The organism is Achromobacter sp. RW408 (assembly GCF_003184165.1).
Lineage (GTDB): Bacteria > Pseudomonadota > Gammaproteobacteria > Burkholderiales > Burkholderiaceae_B > Achromobacter > Achromobacter xylosoxidans.
Genome location: NZ_QHHO01000049.1, coordinates 1841535 through 1859992, shown reverse-complemented (window position 1 = coordinate 1859992; position 18458 = coordinate 1841535). Strand labels below are relative to the sequence as shown.

The window sequence follows — 18458 nt, the reverse complement described above, 5'->3', positions numbered from 1 at the left end:
CAGTTCATCAGCACGATGGCCCAGTCCAGCGTTTCCAGGGCGTCCCTGGGGATGCCGTCATGGCGCAGATAGCCGGGCCACGCAAGCATCATCACCTGCATCATTGCCAGCCAGGCCAGCGACAGGCGCAGCAACGCGTGCCGGCGCAATCGCCGGTCGGCGTCGGACAGGCTCGGGGGCTGCGCGAAAATGGATCGGTGTCGCATGTGGTGGCGGTGCCGGCTGGGACTCCATCGTCAATGGCCGATGACATCCGGCCTCAGCGCCCGGCGCCCTGCGCAAGCCTGCCTCCGGACGGCGGGGCCTCGCTGCCAAGCAGGTGGCCATTGATTTCGAGGCCGTACAGCGAATCCTCGGAATCGTGGTATTTGGCGCGGGTCTTGGCCACGGATTCGGTGTAGCGCGGATCTTGCGGGCGTTCATGCGCGTTCATGAAGTAGGCCACATCCCAGGCTTCCTGGTCGCTCAGCAGGCCGCCACGGCCCAATGGCATGTTGGCCTTGATGAAGCCGGCGGCGTTCTTGATCTGATGCATGCCGGCGCCCCAGTTGAAGGAATCGGGACCCCACAAGGCCGGGAAGACCCAGTGCTCGCCATTCTTCTGACCCTGGCCTTCGGCGCCATGGCAGACGGCGCAGTTCCGGGCGTAGACCTGGCTGCCCCGCAGGTAGTCGGCCTTCTGCGGCGGCGCCGCCAGCTTCGGATAGCCGTGGCCCTTGAGCGGCACGCCGGTGGGCGCCTTGTCGGCGAGCCAGAACATGTAGGTCTGCAGCGCGACCAGGACCGGATCGTCGGCCGCGGGTGGCTTGCCGTTCATGCTGAAACGGAAACAACCCTGCAATCGTTCGGCGAGCGTATTGACGTGGCCGTTCTTGGCGCGATAGGCCGGATACATCACGTAGGCTGCCCACATGGGCGCGGCGTCGGGGCGGCGGCCAGCGTCCAGGTGGCAGCTGGAGCAATTCAGGTTGTTGCCCGCGAACTGGGGAGCGTTCTGCGGCGTATGAAGGAAGATCTGCTCGCCCTGGCGCACGGTCTTGCCGAATGCCGTGTCCGGCAGCGATGCGGCTGATGGCGGCGTGAAAGCGGGGCGGGTATCGGGCCGCGGCGCGGCGGCAGCAGGACCAAGGGTTGACGCTCGATCGGCGGGCGTATCGGCTGGCGGGTGAGGAAGGGCCGTCGTGGGAAACGTCGGGCGCCCGTTGCGAATCGCGGTGGCCAGGACGAGCGCGCTGATGGCCAGCAGCGCAAGAACGGCAACCTGCAGCGGGCGCAGGCGGGAGGAGGGTGGGATCATGGCTTGGCCTTCGCTGCGGTGCCGGCTTGCGCGGTGAGCGGGTCGGCGGCCCTGGGCAGGCCGGCGTAGTAGGCGGACACCGCGGTGATTTCGGCGTCTGTCAGGCGCGTGGCGACCGCCGCCATCAAACCCAGCGGGCCGGGCGGACGTTGGTTTTCACGCCACAGGCGCAGCTGTTCCGAGAGGTAGGCGGCGGGCTGGCCCGCCAGGCTTGGGAAATGATCGCCCACCCCGATGCCGCCGGGGCCGTGGCACTGGTTGCAGGCGGGTATGTTTCTGTCCCAGGCGCCACGAATGGCGAGCCAGGCGCCCACGTCGGCGGGCTTGGGAGACTGCTGCGCGGTGGCGGCCAGGCGGTCGGTGTCCAGGGGGGAGGGCAGCGCGGCGTAGAACCGCGCCACGGCCTCGCGTTGCGCCGGTTCCAGCGTCTTGGCGATGGCTGTCATGACGGGACTGACGCGCGAGCCGTTGGCGATGGCCTCAAGCTGTTCCTGCAGATAGGCCGCGCCAGCGCCTGCCAATCGCGGAAAGCCGGAGACCTGGTTGCCTTCTCCGTGGGCGCCGTGGCAGAGCATACAGGCGGGCGCGCCGTTGGCGCCCTGGGTGCTGATGAGCAGTCCGTCAGGCGCGCCCTGGACCGTGCCGGGCACTACGGAAAACACACTGGCGAAGAAGATCGCCACGCTCGCCCATCGGGCGCCGGGCAGAAGGCGGGAGGACATGAGGAGGAACGCTGCCGAAGATTTTGGCTCGACTATATTTCCAAAGACGACGACATAGAACCGCTATGCACGAAAGGTAGGACACAAAGATCGCGTTCGCGCGCGCGCCCGTCGCATCGCGACGATGCCGCCCGTCCTGTCCAGGCGCAAAAAACCCCGCGGAACGTGAGTCCTGCGGGGTTCTATGGCGGGCCTGCCGGTCGTCGGCCTCGCCTGCTTGCCTTGATCCGCGGCAGCCCTGGTTCGGGGCCTGGTGCGCGGCTCGACCCTGCCGGGTCGAGCCGCCTGCCTACTTGATCTTGCTGCAGCGGAAGGCTTCGATGCCCTTTTCCACGTAGTGCGGTTCGCGCGCGCAGGCCGCGCGCATGGCCTGGTTGGCCAGTGTCATGAGGTTGGCCGCATTGGTCATGGCCTCCAGTCCGTCCGGACCGGGGCCGATCTTGTCGAAGCGTTCCTTGAACTCGGTGGCCTGCTTGCTGTAGGCGAAGGCGCGCATCACGTCGGCATAGGCGATGGCGCGCGAAATGTCGCCCGCGGTGGGTTTCTTTTCGGCGGCAAGGGCCGGCCCGGCCAGCAGGGCCAGGGCGAGCAGGGGAACGACTAGGGCGTGGGTGGCTTTCATGTTCATCATCAGGAAGTCTCTTGCGGGTTGTCCGAGGAGAGGCCGGCCGGCGGGGCGCTTGGGCGATCCGCGTGGCGCCGCCGTCACCACATCTTGCAGGTCGTGCCGTTGTTGACGAGTTCGCCGCCGACGACGATGCCCTTCTCGTCGACGTGCAGCATGGTGTAGCAGCTGGCGACGCCCGTGCGCCGCTGGTAGATGGTGCCGGTGTTGTTGCCGAAACCGTAGCTGACGCCGCCGGGCGGAGGCACGTAGAAGGTGCCGACGGCTTCGTCCCACGAGACTTCGCCGGAGGTCTGCCACATATAGACCAGCTGCCCGATCGGCAGGTCTTCGCTGGCATAGACGCGGTCGGGCACGCCCCAATCGGCCACGATGTCATTCACGGGCTTGCCCTTGTGGCGCATCATCGCCACGTCCCAGGTGGTGCAGGCGCTCAGCACGGCGCCGCACAGGCAGGCCAGCAGGGCCTTGAAAAAACTGAATCGCACGTTTGTTTTCCTTGTTCAGATGCTCGACAGGTGCCCTACGCGCCGCATGATGCCAGCGCGTCGCGCCCATGGCGAGTGGGGGTGTGGCGCGCATTCCACATCCGCCGCCCGGGGCGCCGGGCTGGCCTACCCAATTTTCCGGGGTTGCCATCGGGGAAGGTTCGGCAAAAGCGGGGGGCCGTCATAGGGCGAGGCGCGGGCGAAGGGGGGCTGGCCGGTCTGGCGATGCCGGTTGGCGTCGGCTTGTTCTGAATTAATTTATTTGATTTTGTTACATAGAGCGGGCGAAAAACCACGGCGACATGGCTGCGGGCCGGACCGGGCGGATCGCCAGGGGGAGGCGATTGCGACGTGGCCGAGAGCGCTGGCGCGGCGGGTTTTTCCCCGGGCCGAAACAAGGCAGGGGCCGCGCGTGCCGGGGGGCAGGCCCGCTCTCACGCTTTGAGAATATTCTTGGCTTGGCCGCCAAAGCGGAAATCTATGATCGACGCATGATCTTGAATCCCCGTTCCCGGGAAGCATTGACGGCGGCGGCCCCAGGCCTGCCTATGCTTCTTCTGCACATGTTTGCCGTGGCGCTCGCGGCTTGCATCCTGGTGGGAACGGCGCTGTACGCCTATGGCGCGTTCACCGGCGAAGTCTCCAAATACCGTCGCCGCATGAACGCCGGCGCCTACACCGCGCAGCTGTATTTCGACCAGCGCGAGTCGCTGTTGCGTTCGGTGGCCGCCTCGGCGGTGCGCAACACCGACCGCATGTCGGTCGCCGATACTCCCCGGACCTTCGGCGCCACCGGCCAAATCAGCGTGGCGCCGCTGGTCGATGCCGGTGGCACCTATGAATGGGCGCTGATCCTGACGCCGCGCGATCGCGCCAACGTGGCGCAATTGCGCGCGCACGTCGTCTATGCCTCGCCCGCCAATGCCACGGTCACGCGCCTGTCGCTGCGGTCCGACGCCGGCGCCACGCCCATGTCCGACGCCACCGCGCGCTGGCTGGCGCAGGCGTTGCGGCTGCGCAGCGCGCAACCGGGACCCGACGGCCGCAATCCGATCGTCTGGCTGCGCCCGCCCATGGACGAGGCCAACCGCCTATTCCTCTATACCCCGGCCGACGTCACCGGCGATGAACGTACCTGGATCGGACTCGAGGTCGGCGGCCTGGGCGCGGTCGTCGGCGAAACCGAATGCGCCAGCGGCGGCGCCGGCTATGCCCTGTACGACGGCAACGGCGCCATGGCGCTGCATGGCGGCACGCTGCCGCCGCGGGTCGAGGAAACGCCCGCCTACCTGTCGAGCGATTCGTTCCGGCTGCGCGGCGAAAGTTGGTGGCCGCAGACGCTGGTGCTGGTCAAGTCGGTCGGCGAGGCGGGCTGGCGGCTGGCGTACTACGTGCCCATCGGCGACCTGCTCGAAGATGGCGCCGTGGCGTTCTGGACCGCCGGCGCGGTGGCGGCGTTGCTGATCGTCATCGTGCTGCTGGCGGTGCGCCACATCCGCAACCGGTTGGTGAAACCCGCGCTGCGGCAGTACGAGGCCCTGGTCGACAGCGTGGCGCTGAACCGCAAGATCGTCGACGTGGCGCCGGTGGGGTTGTGCCTGCTGCGGCGCAAGGATGGCGAACTGCTGCTGTCGAACGCGGCGGCGCGGCAATGGCTTGGCGAACAGGACCATTGGCGCCAGGCCCTGCTGGGGGCCGGCATCGAAACCGGCGGCGGCGAATACACCCTCAAGGACGGCCGCAGCGCCTACGTGGCGTTCGCCGCCACCACCTATCAATCCGAGGACGTCGTGCTGTGCGGCATCAGCGACATCACCGCGCAGAAGAAGGTCGAGCATGCCTTGCGCCAGGCCAAGCTGGCCACCGATCGCGCCAGCGAATCCAAGGCCATGTTCTTTGCCACCATCAGCCACGAAATCCGCACGCCGCTGTACGGCATCCTGGGCACGCTGGAACTGCTGGCCCTGACCGGCCTGACCGGACAGCAGGAACAGTACCTGAACACCATCCAGCAGTCTTCGTCGACCCTGCTGCGCACCATCAACGGCACGCTCGACCTGTCGCGCATCGAGGCCGGCCATGAAGAGCTCGAAATCAGCGCCTTCTCGCCGGCGGACCTGGTCGAGCAGGTGGTGGCCAATTACGCGGCGCGCGCCCGCGCCAAGGGCCTGGACGTCTACGCCATCACCGAGGTCGGCATGCCGGCCTCGGCGCTGGGCGACTCGATCCGCATCCTGCAGATCCTCAACAACCTGGTCAGCAACGCCGTCAAGTTCACCGAAGCCGGACGGGTCGTGCTGCGCGCCAGCGCCACCGCCGAGGGGCCGGGACGCACGCATCTGCGCTTCCAGGTGGCCGATACCGGCCCCGGCATTTGTGAAACCCACCGCGCGCGGCTGTTCGAGCCTTATTTCCGCGCGCCCGCGGCGCAGGATTGCGATGTTGCCGGCACCGGCCTGGGGCTGACGATCTGCCGGCGCCTGTCCGACCTGATGGGCGGCTCGCTGTCGGTCGTCAGCGAGGAAGGCCTGGGGACCAGCATCCTGTTCTCGCTGACCCTGGACACCGACGAACAGGCGGCGGCGCCGCCTCTCACCCTGCAGCCACGACCGGTATACGTGGACGGCGCGGTGCCGGAGGTGGTCGACAACGTGCGCGGCTGGCTGGCCGCCTGCGGCGCCAACGCCTTGCCCTATCGCAGGCAGGCGGACGGCGTCGAACCCGATGGCGCGGTGCTGGTGCAGACCTGGCCGCCGGCGGTGCCCGAACCGCGCTGGAAACACCAGCGGGTGCGGGTGCTGGCGCCCGGCGCCGGCCAGGGCGCCTTCATGGCCGCCACCGGCGGCGCCGGCGTGGCCAGCGCATTCAACCCGGTCAGCATCTGCCGCGCCGTACAGATGGCGCAGGACGGCGTCGAACCCGGCGCGCTGGGGGCCGACGGCGCCAAACAGGGGCCGCTCGACCTGCGCATCCTGGTCGTCGAGGACAACGTCATCAACCAATTGATCCTGCGCGAGCAACTCGAGCATCTCGGATGCGCCGTGACGCTGGCCGGCAACGGCGAAGAGGCCCTGCAACGCTGGCGCCGCGAACGGTTCGACCTGGTCCTGACCGACCTGAACATGCCCGTGGTCAACGGCTACGAACTGGCGCGGGCGCTGCGCGAGGGCGGCTACGACGGCCCCCTCATCGGCCTGACTTCCAGTTCGGCCGCCGAGATCGCGCAGCGCGGGGTAGCCGCGGGCATGACCCAGGTGTTGTGCAAGCCCCTGCCTTTCATGGTCCTGGCCCAGACCCTGCACGGCATCGCAAAGGATATGAAGTGAAACAGCTCTCCGATTACAAAGTGCTTGTCCTGGACGACCACGCGTTGCAACGCCTGCATCTCAAGGACATGCTGCAACAGGCCGGCTTCGGGCATGTGGATACCGTCGAAAGCGCCGGCGCCGCGCTCGACCGCATCAGCGCCGAAGGCTACCACCTGGTGCTCATGGACATCAGCATGCCCGGCATGGACGGCGTGCAATTCATCCATGAACTGGCGCGCCTGAACCTGCGGCCCATCCTTGCCGTCGTCACCGCTTGTTCGCGGCGCATGGCCAACAGCGTCGGGCTGATGGCCAAGGAAAACGGCTTCTCGATGCTCGGCACCTTCGTCAAACCCGTCACCGGCGAGCAGATCGCCAGCCTGGCGGACCGCCTGCGGCGCCGCGCGCCCGACGATGCCCACGAGCCGCAGGCCCATCGTGGCGACACCGAAGGCCTGTTGGACCGGGCCAGCGTTGAATCCGCCTTGCGCGATGGCAGCATCCAGGCCTGGTTCCAGCCCAAGAAATCCCTGTCCTCCGGCACCATCGTCGGCGCCGAGGCGCTGGTGCGCTGGCGGCATCGCGGGCTGGGCCTGATGCTGCCGGGTTCGTTCCTGCGCACGCTGCGCGAGTACGGGCTGGACTACGAGCTGCTGACGCGCATGCTGGAAGACAGCCTGGCCGCCTATCGCAGCTGGCGCCGGCGCGGCTTCCGCGTTCCGGTGTCGATCAACCTGCCGGTCAGCCTGCTGGATCGCCCGCAACTGCCCGACGAACTGCACCACCTTGTCACCCATGGCGGCATTCCGGCCGAAGACGTAACATTCGAACTCCTGGAAGACGACATGACGGTGGCGCCCGGCAATTACTACATGGGCGCCAGCCGCTTGCGGCTGAAGGGATTCGGCTTGTCGCAGGATGATTTTGGCAAGGGCTATAGTTCGATGTACAGCCTCATCTCCACGCCGTTTACCGAACTGAAGATCGACCGCGCTTTCGTCCATGGGGCCACCAAGGACGAGGTCCGGGCGGCCGCGCTGGTGTCATCGGTGCAGCTCGGGCGGCAGTTGGGGTTGCAGGTCACCGCCGAGGGGGTCGAGACCATGGAAGACCTGCAATTCCTGCGCCAGATCGGCTGCGATTGCGTGCAGGGCTTCCTGATCTCGGCAGCCGTCGACCTGGCGGCGTTCAACGAATTGCTGGACAACGAGCCCACGCCCGCCGAACTGGCGGGCGCCGTCCATGGCCAACCGGCGGCGCGCCGCCGCCACGGCGCCCGTGGGCACTGAAATCACCGGGCAGTCCGACCGCGGCCGCCAGAAGCCGGCCTGACGCTCTTTCGCTCCCCGTTCGACTCTCGTTCGTCCCCGCTCGATGCTCCTATGAAACTGGATACGCCGCTAATAAAAGTCATACGCGCTTCCCGTCGGTTGAACATCGCGCTGTTCGGCGTGCTGCCCCTGCTGCTGGTGCTCGGCGGGGTGCTGTATTGGGGCGCCCAGCGCATCCTGCAGCAGGAAGAGGAAAAGCTGCGCATCGACTTCTCCGTGCTGGTCGGCTATATCCACGCCCACGAGACCGTGTTGCAGAGCCTGCACGCCCAGGGCTTGAACCCCGATGGCCGGCGGCTGGTGACGGCCACGCCCGTCAGGGAAACGCCAGGCTTCGACCGGGCCGCCGGGGAGTTCTTCGACGGCCAGCACGCCATCGCCGCGATGCCGTTTTCGCTGTTGTGCCAGAGCCCCGATGCCTGCCCGGTGGTCGACGGCGTCTTCACCGGCATCGGCGGCTACCTGTCCGACTTCTATTCCACCCGCTGGGCCGCCTCGGTGTATCCGGCGGCGCCGCTGTTCATCATTTCGCCGAGCCAGCAGCTCAGCCTTAGCGTGCCGGCCATCTCCACGGTGTCCGGCTTCGAGCCATTGACGCGGCAGACCTTCCTGTCGGTGGTGGACGCGGTGGGGCGGGCGGCCGGCGGCGCCGATCCGGAAGACCGTTCCCATGGCGAGGGCCCGCGGGTCACCTGGCTGCGGGACGCCGACCTGCCCGACATGCTGATCGGCATGCTGCCGGTGACGCTGCCGCTGAACACCCGCGACGGCACCCTCACGGCGCGGCGCAGCGTCTATGCCGTGTCGCTGCTGAGCCGCGGCCGGGTCAGCATTTCAGAGCAGATCCTGCGCGAGCCGCTGTACGACCAGTTCTGGTTGCAGCACAAGGGCACCGGCGTACTCATCGGCGAGGGCGCGCCGCCCGCGGTCGGGCAGCCCGGCTTCCATTTCGGCGGCGACGGGCTGGTGCTGCGCATCGCCGATCGGACGGGCAGCTGGACCGGCTATTACAAGCTGAACTACGGCAGCTTCTTCCGCGCCAACATGTGGCTGCCGATCACGGTCCTGCTGATGCTCGGGCTGGGCCTGGCGGCGGGCGCGGTCTACCTGCTCTGGTACAACCGGCGCGTCATCCAGCCGGCTGAAATCGCCCACCTCGACATGGTCGAGAGCGAGGAGTTCAACCGCACCGTGCTCGATACCGCGCCGGTGGCGCTGTGCGTGCTGTCGCGGCTCGACGGCCGCGTGGTGTTCGGCAACGCGCTGGCCATCCAGTGGCTGGGCATCGCCGTGGGCGAGCAGCCGCGGGATTCGCCGGAAGCCAACAAGCTGCTGCGCCAGGTCCTGGGCGCCTCCAGGCCGGGCACCATCGAGACCTTCCGCACCCACGAGGGGCGGCCGCTGTTCGTGGCCTTTGCGCCCACGCGCTACAAGAAGCAGGACGTGGTGCTGTGTGCTTTCGCCGACATCAGCGCGCGCGCCGAAATGGAACACACGCTGGCGCAGGCCAAGCAACAGGCCGACCGCGCCAACGAGGCCAAGTCGACCTTCCTGGCCACCATGAGCCACGAGATCCGCACGCCCCTGTATGGCGTGCTCGGCACGCTCGAAGTGCTGTCGCTGACCCACCTGGACGACGAGCAGCGCCGGCATGTCGACCGCATTCAGGACTCGTCGGTGATCCTGCAGCAGTTGATCAGCGACATCCTCGACATCACCAAGATCGAGTCCGGCCAGCTGGGGCTCGAGATGGACGGCTTCGATCCGCGCGAGCTGGTGCAGCATTGCGTCGCCTCCTATGCCGGCATGGCCGAACAGAAGGGGCTGGTCATCTACAGCTGTATCGATACCTCGACGCCGGCGTGGGTGGTGGGCGACGGCGGCCGTATCCGGCAGATTCTCAACAACCTGGTCAACAACGCCATCAAGTTCACCGATTCCGGCCATGTGGTGGCGCGGCTGCGCGCCGAGGTCCTGCCGGACGGCCGCGCCCGCCTGCATTTCCAGGTGGTCGACAGTGGCGTCGGCATCAGCGCCGAAAACCAGGTCTGCCTGTTCGAGCCGTTCTACCAGATCGATAGCGGATCGCACCTGGTGCGAGGCGCGGGCATCGGTCTGTCGATCTGCGCGCGCCTGGCCGAATTGATGGGGAGTACGATCCAAGTGACCAGTGAATTGGGATTGGGCAGCAGTTTTTCGATCGCCATCGACCTGGATACGGCCGAGCCTCCGCCCGGGCCGTCGCCGCGGTTGGACGGATTGCGCGTCTACGTGCGCAGCGCGCGCAAGGAGCTGAGCGAGAACATCTGCCAGTGGCTGGCCTATTGGGGCGCGCAGGCCAGCGTCGCGCCGGCGGTCATCGCGCGCGACGAGGACAGCGACGGCGTGCTGGTTGACGTGCACATCGTCGGCGATGCGGCGGCGCCGACCGAATGGCGGGGGCCGGTGGTCTCGGCCGGCGGCCGCGACGTGCGCGGCACCGCGCTGTACCGCGCCGACCGCCACTACCTGTCCAGCATCGGCTTCGCGCTCGAGCGATGGGCGCGCGGCGATACCGATACCGCCAAGGACACGGCGACGCCTCACTACGCGCCATTGAACCTGCGTATCCTGGTGGCCGAGGACAACCCGATCAACCAGGTGACGATGTGCGATCAGCTGGAGCAACTGGGTTGCCAGGTGACGGTGGCGCCGGATGGCGCCGAGGCGCTGGCGCAATGGAACATCGAGCCGTTCGACGTGGTGCTGACCGACGTCAACATGCCTCGCATGAACGGCTACGAACTGGCCGGCGCGTTGCGCGCGCAGGGCGTGACCGTGCCCATCATCGGCGTCACGGCCAATGCGCTCAAGGACGAAGAGGCCCGCTGCAAGGCGGCGGGCATGAGCAACTGGCTGGTCAAGCCGATCAAGCTGAGCCTGCTGTGGAGCCAGCTGCGCGCCGTTCGCGGCGAGCCGGCGGCGCCCCGGACGGCCGGCGCGGCCGAGGCCGCGAGCCCGCGCGCCGCGCCGCCCATCGTCGGCAAGTACCGCGAGGTGTTCCTGGAAACCATGACCCAGGACCTGGCGCGCATGGAACAGGCCGAGGCCGATGGCAACGCGCGCGACCTGCGCGCCGTGCTGCATCGCATGCGCGGCGGATTCGCCGCGGTGCAGGCGATGGATCTGTACCAGCAGGCCGAAAGCGCCGAGGACCGGTTGGTGGCCGACGGCCTGAACGACGCGGTGAGGGCGTTGCTGACCGCCCTGGCGGTATCGCTCAGGCAGACCCTGGCCGAACTCTGACGCCAGCCGCCCCGGCACGCGGTCACCAGCGATAGCTGACATTCAACATGCCGCCATAGCCGTGCTGGCTGCGGCTGCCCGTCTGGCCAAAGAGGTGGCCGGACACCTGCACCGCCTTGCCCACCCGGCCCTCCGCGCCCACCTTCAGCTCGAGGGCGTTGCGCGAGGGTTGGGCCTGCAGCGTGGTGCTGCCCATGCGCACGGTCGGATCGTCGCTGCGGTGCAGCCAGTTGGTCTCCAGGAACGGGCGAACGCTGCTCTTGCCCGGCCGCGGCGTGACCTGCGGATAGAGCCGCACGCCGACGCGCGACTGCCAGCTGCCGTTGTCGCCGCTGCGCATGCGGGTGCCTTGCAGCGTGGCGTCCTGGGCGCGGTAGCGGCTGTAGACCAGTTGCGCGTTCGGTTCGATCACCAGGGCTTCCAGCGCCGACCCGGCGGCGAAGGGCTTGAGGGCATAGCCGCCTTCGAGCGAGGCGCTCCAGACGTTCGAGCGGTAGCGCACCGACCCGAGTTCGCTGCTGACCTGGTTGGTGTAGCGGCCGTACTGGATCCATGTGTCGGCGTAGGCGCCCAGGCGGGTGAGGTCGTTGGCATAGAAAGTGCCGTAGACGCCACCGGCATAGCCGGAAACCTTGCCGCGGGCGCGGGCATGAGTCGACTGCGTGGCGCCCGGCAGCATCAGGGTCGATACCGAACGCGAGCGCGCGTCGCCATAACCGCCCATCAGGCCCGCATAGAGGGCGCCTTCCCGGCCCAGCGGCGCCTTCAGCAGGTCGCCGCCCAGTTGCACCATCGCGCTGTCGGTGTCGACGTCGACACGCCCCTCGGACATGCGCAGGCCGCTGTCATGGCGGCCCTGCACGCGCGCCCACAGGCCGCGGCCATTGCGTGCGTCGGCGTCGCCGTCGGCATAGGCTGGCACGCGGTCATGCAGGCTGTGGGTGAAGAGCCGGGTGGCGGCGAGCCGGTTGCCGGCATAGGCGCCACTTTCGGGCGAGACGTTCTTGAAGCCGGGACCGCCCGGCAGAACGGGGGCCGGCGGGGTCACCGGACCGGTCGGATCGCCGGGGTCGGTCGGGTCGGTCGGGTCGGTCGGATCGGGCGGCGTCACCGGCGGCGTGTAGTCGGAGGTCAGGTACCAGTCGGGCGCCACGGCACCGTTGCCGCCGCGCACCAGGCTGTAGTCATAGCCGTTGAGCGACACGGTACGGGCGCTGGCGCGGTAGCCGGTCGAGCCACTGTCCAGGTGGAACGCATCCGCCGTGGTGGTGCCGCCGTTGATGGTTTCGACCACGCGAATGCCATAGGTGGTCTGGCCGCCGCTGCCGCCGGCGTTGACGATGCGCAGCGCGGTATTGCCGGACGTTGTGCCGCCGTCGATCACCAGCTTGTCGGTGGGCGAGGCGTCATCCCCCAATTGTGTGTTGAGCACCAGTGTGCCGCCGCCCACGTAATTGTTGACGGTCAGGGTCTTGAAGCCGGCGCCGCCCGCCGGGGCCGCGAAAGCGACGGTGCCGGCGTTGGACAGCGTGGCCAGGCTGGAATCGCCGCGCACGATCCAGGTGCTGGTGCCATCCAGCGTCAGGCCGTTGATGCGGCCCGTGCCGCGCTGCACCAGGGCGCCGTTCAGCGTCGAGCCGTTCGCCAGCGACACGTCCACCGTGCCGCTGTCGGCCAGCACGTCGCCGGTGAGCCGGGCGTTGGTGGCGTCGAGCGTGACCTGTTCGCTTTCGATGACGGTGGATACTCCGCCGCTGGTTACGGTCACCGCGCGCGAGTGCAGCAGCACGCCGCTGCCGACATCGCCGCCGGCGCGCGCGGTGATATCCGAGTCGGAGACCAGGAAAGTATGGCCGCCGCCCGAGGCGAGCAGGCCGACGCCGTCCTGGGTGTCGATGCGGCTGCCATTGCGCAGCGTGACGGTGTTGCTGACACCGGCGGCGGTGACGTAGCTCCAGATGCCATGGGCGCCTGCGCCGGCCAGCGTGAAGCCGGTGTTGTCCAGCGTGACCGCCGCGCGGTTGCTGACGGACAGGCCGGTCGCGTTGGCGCCGCTGGTGCTGATCTGGGTGTTGCGCGCCGACAGGCTGACGCCGGAGCCGCTGGCGAACAGACCATAGGCGCTGGCGCCCTCGGTGGTCACGCTGGCGTCCAGCAGTTCGATGGCGGCGCCGCTGGCGCGCGCCAGCACCCCGACTGCGCCGTCGCCACGGGTCTTGACGTTGACCTTGGTGGCCTTGATGGTGGCGGAGCTGCCGTATTCGCGGGATACATACAGGCCGTGGGCATTGGCATCGCGGGTCGTGACGTTGCCGTCGACCAGCGTGACCCGGCCCGCGCGGTTGTCCACGCCCACATGGGACGAGGTGAGATCAAAGCCGGTGGCCGTGAACGAGGTGCCGGTGGACGGCAGCCAGACGCCGGTGCCGTAGTAGCCCAGCGCCGAGATCGAAACGTTCTCGACCGCCGCGGAGGTGTCCTTGGCGTTGATGTTGATGCCATAGCCAAAGTCGCCGGTGGACGTCAGGGTGGCGTTGCGGATGTCGACGCTGGATGCGGCGCCGGTGCCCGAGCTGAGCATCACCGCCGAGCCGCCGGCGGTCAGGCTGCCGCCGTCCATCACGAAGCGGCCGCCCTCGAGCCGCGCACCGACGCCGGCGCCCACGTTGATCTCGGTGCCATACACGGACACCAGGGCATTGGCGCCGCGCACGCTGATGCCGTCGCCGTAATTGCCCGTGGTCGTGATCTTGCCGCCATGCAAGGTGATGCTGGCGCCGTTTTCGGCATAGGCGCCGCCGGCGTTGTACGCGGCGGTGGAGAGGACCACGTCGCGGGCGACGATGACCGAGCCGGCGCCCTCGGCGCTCAGGCCGCGGCTGCCGCTATTGGTGGTGGTGATGGTGCCGCCGTCCAGTTCGATGCGGCCGCCGGACTGCGCGTAGGCGCCGTGAGAATACGTGCCCTGGGTGCTGACGTCGCTGCCGCTCACGCTGACCACGCTGCCGGCGCCGCTGGCGGCCAGGGCATGCGCGCCCTGGCCGTCGCCCAGCGTCTTGATGGCGCTGTCCGACAGCGTCACCTTGCCGCCGGCGCTGGCGCGCACGCCGATGGTGCTGCGGGCGGAGGCCGATCCGGCCGTGACGGTGATGCCGGCGCCACGCACCGTGTTGCCGGCCACCGAGACATCGATGGCGGCGCCGGCGCCGGCATAGGTGGCGGTGTCGCCGTCGCCGAGCATCAGCTGCGTCGCGCCGGCGGCGTCGTTGACCAGCACCTGGCCGCGTTCGGCGGCGTCGGCCGAGCCGGCAAGGGCGGGCAGCGTGAGGGCAAGCAACCCGAGCATGATGGGGTTGAGGGGACAGTGCATAGGGGCTCCTTGGCCCTTGGCCTTGGCAACCCCATACACTTTTATCGATCAGATCCGGGCCCCGGACGAAACGGCGGCCACTGAAGCGTACTGGTGCGTATCGGACAAAGGCGATGACGTGGCAGTAGCGTCCATGGTGCGTTTCGGAAGCGCGCAGAAAAATAAGACGATTCTTAGAAGCGCTGTATAGATTGGAAGGAGAAGTAATGAATTGAAAACGGGCGCGGAAAGGCCGCATTTCCCGGCGGAAAAATGCGGCCTTTAAGAAAATTCTTGACTCCGCCGAAGCGGATTTCAGGTAGGAAAATGCGTCAGCCCAGCGCCGCCAACAGCGCGCGCGCCTGCGCCACGAGATCGCTGTCGTTGGGACGGAACACCACTTGCAGCGCCTGGGGCAGGCGCGTGAAATGGGCGTGGCTGCTGCGGGCATAGGCCGGGTCGTAGTGTTTGTCGATCAGCTCGCGCGCCAGGTCGGCGTCGCGGCCTTCGTCGACCATGCGCAGCCAGCCGCCGATGGTGTCGCGGCTGTGCAGGCCGACCAGGCGTTGCAACTGCGACTTGAACGCGGCGGGGTCGTCCAGCAGTTGCGCATAGTCCTGCCGCAGGAAGGCGGCGCGGTCTTCGGGGCTGGCAGAGACCGCGACGCAGGCGCCCTGGTGCATGGCGGCCAGCAGCGCGGCGGGCAGCGCCACCGCGCCGATCTTGCGGCTTTCGGCTTCGACGAATACCGGCCCCGAGGCGTCCAGCTCGCGCAGGCGCGCCGCCAGCAGCGTGTCGAAGCGTTTTTGCGTCGGTTGCGGCACGCCCGGCCGCGCGCCCAGCAGCGAGCCCCGGTGCGCGGCCAGCGCCTCCAGGTCCAGCGTCTGCGCGCCAGCCTGTTGCAGCGCGTTGAGCAGGCGCGTCTTGCCGCTGCCGGTGGGGCCGGTCAGCACCACGAAGCGCAGGCCGGCGGGCAGCGCGTCCAGCGCTTCCAGCGTGGCGCGGCGGTAGGTCTTGTAGCCGCCATCGAGTTGGCGCGCGCGCCAGCCGATCATGTTGAACATCACCGTCATCGAGCCCGAGCGCTTGCCGCCGCGCCAGCAGTAGATGAGCGGGCGCCAGCCTTGCGCCCGGTTGGCGAAGGTGGTGTCGAGGTGGCGGGCGATGTTGCGCGCCGCCAGCGCGGCCCCCAGGCGCGTGGCTTCGAAGGGCGATTGCCGGTACAGCGTGCCGACGCGGGCGCGCTCCTCGTTGCTGAATACCGGGGCGTTCAGCGCGCCGGGGATGTGGTCGTCGGCATACTCGAGTGGCGTGCGCACATCGATGATGTCGTCGAACTCATCTCGTCTGTCCAGGCCGACAAGCAGGTGTTTCAAGGCGGGAAGATCCAGGGGAGAAGAGCGAATTCTCGCACGCCGCCGGGGGACCTGCCGGACTCGCTAGTCCAGGAACACCCGGTCGGGCCGCGCCATGAAGGCAAAGGCGCGTTCGATATCCTGCGCGGCGACCCGGTCGCGGCACAAGTGCGGCAGTCGGTCCGGCGCGAAGTAGGCGGCGTCGGCGGTTTCCGGTCCCGGGGCGGGAGCGCCGTCGTCCAGCCGCTGGCACAGGAAATACAGCTTATAGAAGTCGCGCACGTCGGGGGCGAATGGTCCCTTGGCCTTGTGCCGCACGCCGTACAGGGCGCTGGCGCGCACCTTCAGGCCGGCTTCCTCCATGACTTCCTTTTCGGCGTTTTCGGCGGCGGAATAGCCGATCTCGGCAAAGCCGCCCGGCAATGTCCAGCGGCCGTTGTTGCGTTCCTGCACCAGCAGGATGCGGCCGTCGCGGATGACGGCGGCGCGCACGTCGACCTTGGGCGTGGGATAGGCGCGGGCGTCGGGGGACAACTGGGCGATGCGCTCGACTGGAGCCGTGGCCAGGCGCGCCAGCATGCCGTTGGCGATGTCCAGGGTCTCCTGCAAGCGCTCGCGTTCGTAGTCGTCGTCGCAATAGGCCAGGCCGGTGCAGGCGATGGCCTGCAGGCGCTTGGCTTTGGCGAACCAGAAGTCTTCCATGGCGGAGCATCCTCGCGTTGGCGGGGCGACGCGATTGCGCCCCTCCGAGGAAGATTCTAAGCCGTATCGGCGCGCGACGTTCAGGCGTTGAAGGCCAACGCGTTGGTCAGGTCGCCCATGGGCTGCTGGCCACGCGCTTTCATGGCGTCGTCGCGGGCCTTCAGGCCATCGAGGGTGGGCAGGTCGAACAGCCGCGCGGCCAGGCGCAGGATCGAGCCGGTATCGTAGATGGTGTGGTCCACGGTGCCTTTGCGGGCGAAGGGCGAGACCACCAGCGCGGGAACGCGGGTGCCAGGGCCCCAGCGGTCGCCCGCCGGCGGCGCGACATGGTCCCACCAGCCGCCGTTCTCGTCCACGGTGATGACCACCACCATGTTCTCCCATTGGGCGCTCTTGCGCAGGCTGTCGACGATGTGGGCGATGTGCCGGTCGCCCGAATCCACGTCGGCATAGCCGGCGTGCATGTTCAGGTTGCCTTGCGGCTTGTAGAACGTCAGCGGCGGCAGCTTGCCGGCTTCGGCATCGGCCAGGAACCGGTTGGTCGACGCCAGATCGCCCAGGCCGCCATCGCGCAGGTGCGCGGCGCGGGCCGCGGTGCCGGGGCCGGTGCTCTTGAAGTAATTGAAGGGCTGGTGGTGCGCCTGGAAATTGGGCGACGACGGAAAGCCGGAATTGGCGGTCGAGTCGACCGCCGCCTGCCAGCCGCCCGCATACCAGGCCCAGTCCAGGCCCTTGGCGTCCATCAGGTCGCCGATGTTGGGGTGTTCCTGCGGCACCATGGTCTGTGGGCTGGTGGCGTCGGCCAGTTCCGGATGCGCGGCGTCGCGCGAGAACGACGGCCAGTAGGGCGGGGCCATGGTGTTGACGCCATAGCCGTCCGGCGTCAGCGCGCTGGCACCGAATTGCGGGATGCCGGCGAGGGCGCTGGCCGGCGAAGCGGGCTTGGGCTGCAGGCGCGGATCGGCCGGATCGCTGCTTTGCAATTGCGCGATCTGGGTACTGGCGACCGAGGCGGCGGCGTTCGGATAGAACGGCGGACGACCGGCGATCAGGTACTGGTGGTTCAGGAACGAGCCGCCGAAGGCGCCCTGGAAAAAGTTGTCGCACAGCACGAATTCCTGCGCCAGCTTCCACAGGCGCAGGTTGTACGCGGAGTCGCCATAGTGGCCCATGACCAGCGCGCCCGAGTCGGCCCAGGCCACGAAGCGGTCGTTCTTGCCGCCGTTGATCTGCATCTGGTTCTGGTAGAACACGTGCCACAGGTCGCGCGTGACCACGCCCTGCGGCAGCGGCTCGCCCTGCGGACCGCGCAGGTCGAACGGCGCGTTGGGCAGGTTGTTCATGTAGGGCGCGTTCTCGGCCACCTGATAGGCAACATGGTTGGCCTGCTGCGAGGTCGGCACCATGCCGCCCCACACGGGCGGCAGCACCGGCAGCGGCGTGCCGTCGCGATCGTTCTGCGTGTAGTCCGCGGCGGTCAGCGCCGACAGCGGTTTTTCCACGCCGGGGAAGTTGGCGAAAAGGTTGTTGAAGCTGCGATTCTCCGCGAAGATCACCACCAGCGTCTTGACGTTCTTGCGCAATTGCGCCGTCACGTCGACCGGCGCGGGGGCGGTGGGAGGCGTGTTGTCGTTGCCGTCGTCATCGTCGTCGCTGGAGCAGCCTGCCAGGGCGCCCATCGCGGCGGCGCTGGCGCCGAGCGCCGCGATGCCGGTCAGGAAGCCGCGGCGGGTGGCCCGGGCGGGGGCATTGGCATCCTGGGAATCGGCGGCGGTCGGTGTCGCGGCGGCCGGCGTGGCCGCGCGCTTTTCTTTTTCAGACATGTTGTAGACCTTGCGGTGTGGGCGGCGCCCTGTCATTGCGCCACGGGTCGCCGGATGACAGCCGGCTTGAAATGGGTTTGCAGGCCGGTAGGCTAGAGACCGCAGGTTCTATCGATGTGACCGTCCGCTGTCAGAAAGCTGTACGCTGGGGAGGCTGGCGCAAAATTCCCTTA

At 68.3% G+C, this 18458-nt stretch carries 11 protein-coding genes and 1 pseudogene; 3 read left to right on the top strand and 9 right to left on the bottom strand.

Annotated features, from left to right (window positions below; translation table 11 throughout):
* The 5 genes and pseudogenes from DK459_RS27920 to DK459_RS27900 all read right to left on the bottom strand — a co-directional run.
* Positions 1-206, bottom strand: a pseudogene (locus DK459_RS27920) (hypothetical protein); the annotation flags it as partial.
* Between the two features lie 53 nt (positions 207-259).
* Positions 260-1297, bottom strand: a complete 1038-nt coding sequence (locus DK459_RS27915; RefSeq protein ID WP_054444645.1) for a c-type cytochrome — start codon at positions 1295-1297, stop codon at positions 260-262.
* Entirely contained in the window at positions 1294-2019 is a 726-nt protein-coding gene (locus DK459_RS27910; protein WP_070542653.1) for a c-type cytochrome, read from the bottom strand. Before DK459_RS27910 ends, DK459_RS27915 begins: the two co-directional genes overlap by 4 nt.
* 289 nt (positions 2020-2308) lie before the next feature.
* On the bottom strand, positions 2309-2650 hold the full coding sequence (locus DK459_RS27905) for a hypothetical protein (RefSeq protein WP_006387685.1): 342 nt from the start codon (positions 2648-2650) through the stop codon (positions 2309-2311).
* Positions 2651-2724: 74 nt separating this feature from the next.
* Positions 2725-3132: a hypothetical protein gene (locus DK459_RS27900; protein WP_006387686.1), complete on the bottom strand. Its 408-nt coding sequence runs from the start codon at positions 3130-3132 to the stop codon at positions 2725-2727.
* A gap of 548 nt (positions 3133-3680) precedes the next feature.
* Here DK459_RS27900 and DK459_RS27895 point away from each other — a divergent pair.
* The 3 genes from DK459_RS27895 to DK459_RS27885 all read left to right on the top strand — a co-directional run bounded on the left by DK459_RS27895 (position 3681) and on the right by DK459_RS27885 (position 11056).
* Positions 3681-6458, top strand: coding sequence for an ATP-binding protein (locus DK459_RS27895; protein WP_083301426.1), 2778 nt, complete (start codon positions 3681-3683; stop codon positions 6456-6458).
* The gene (locus DK459_RS27890; RefSeq protein WP_110135203.1) at positions 6455-7729 is read left to right on the top strand and encodes an EAL domain-containing protein; all 1275 of its coding nucleotides are present in this window, start codon (positions 6455-6457) and stop codon (positions 7727-7729) included. Before DK459_RS27895 ends, DK459_RS27890 begins: the two co-directional genes overlap by 4 nt.
* Before the next feature lie 93 nt (positions 7730-7822).
* Positions 7823-11056 carry a hybrid sensor histidine kinase/response regulator gene (locus DK459_RS27885; protein ID WP_020928867.1) on the top strand — a complete coding sequence of 1078 codons (3234 nt, stop codon included), beginning with the start codon at positions 7823-7825 and terminating at the stop codon, positions 11054-11056.
* Between the two features lie 22 nt (positions 11057-11078).
* On the opposite strand, the gene DK459_RS27880 is transcribed toward DK459_RS27885, so the two are convergent.
* From DK459_RS27880 to acpA, 4 genes are all read right to left on the bottom strand, one after another.
* A complete protein-coding gene (locus DK459_RS27880) occupies positions 11079-14426 on the bottom strand; it encodes an autotransporter outer membrane beta-barrel domain-containing protein (RefSeq protein WP_110135202.1) in 3348 nt (1115 codons plus the stop codon).
* 311 nt (positions 14427-14737) lie between these two features.
* Positions 14738-15781 (bottom strand): tRNA 2-selenouridine(34) synthase MnmH, encoded by a 1044-nt coding sequence (gene mnmH / locus DK459_RS27875; protein WP_053499556.1) that lies wholly within the window; start codon positions 15779-15781, stop codon positions 14738-14740.
* Positions 15782-15844: 63 nt separating this feature from the next.
* The gene (locus DK459_RS27870) at positions 15845-16462 is read right to left on the bottom strand and encodes an NUDIX hydrolase (RefSeq protein ID WP_024069843.1); all 618 of its coding nucleotides are present in this window, start codon (positions 16460-16462) and stop codon (positions 15845-15847) included.
* Positions 16463-16542: 80 nt separating this feature from the next.
* The gene (acpA, locus tag DK459_RS27865; RefSeq protein WP_054497591.1) at positions 16543-18285 is read right to left on the bottom strand and encodes an acid phosphatase; all 1743 of its coding nucleotides are present in this window, start codon (positions 18283-18285) and stop codon (positions 16543-16545) included.
* Positions 18286-18458 lie beyond the last annotated feature (173 nt).

Excerpts from the sequence above, each read along its gene's own strand:
- DK459_RS27915 (WP_054444645.1), bottom strand. The coding sequence starts at position 1,297 with ATGATCCCACCCTCCTCCCGCCTGCGCCCGCTGCAGGTTGCCGTTCTT.
- DK459_RS27910 (WP_070542653.1), bottom strand. The coding sequence starts at position 2,019 with ATGTCCTCCCGCCTTCTGCCCGGCGCCCGATGGGCGAGCGTGGCGATC.
- DK459_RS27905 (WP_006387685.1), bottom strand. The coding sequence starts at position 2,650 with ATGATGAACATGAAAGCCACCCACGCCCTAGTCGTTCCCCTGCTCGCC.
- DK459_RS27895 (WP_083301426.1), top strand. The coding sequence starts at position 3,681 with ATGCTTCTTCTGCACATGTTTGCCGTGGCGCTCGCGGCTTGCATCCTG.
- DK459_RS27885 (WP_020928867.1), top strand. The coding sequence starts at position 7,823 with ATGAAACTGGATACGCCGCTAATAAAAGTCATACGCGCTTCCCGTCGG.
- DK459_RS27880 (WP_110135202.1), bottom strand. The coding sequence starts at position 14,426 with ATGCACTGTCCCCTCAACCCCATCATGCTCGGGTTGCTTGCCCTCACG.
- DK459_RS27870 (WP_024069843.1), bottom strand. The coding sequence starts at position 16,462 with ATGGAAGACTTCTGGTTCGCCAAAGCCAAGCGCCTGCAGGCCATCGCC.
- acpA (WP_054497591.1), bottom strand. The coding sequence starts at position 18,285 with ATGTCTGAAAAAGAAAAGCGCGCGGCCACGCCGGCCGCCGCGACACCG.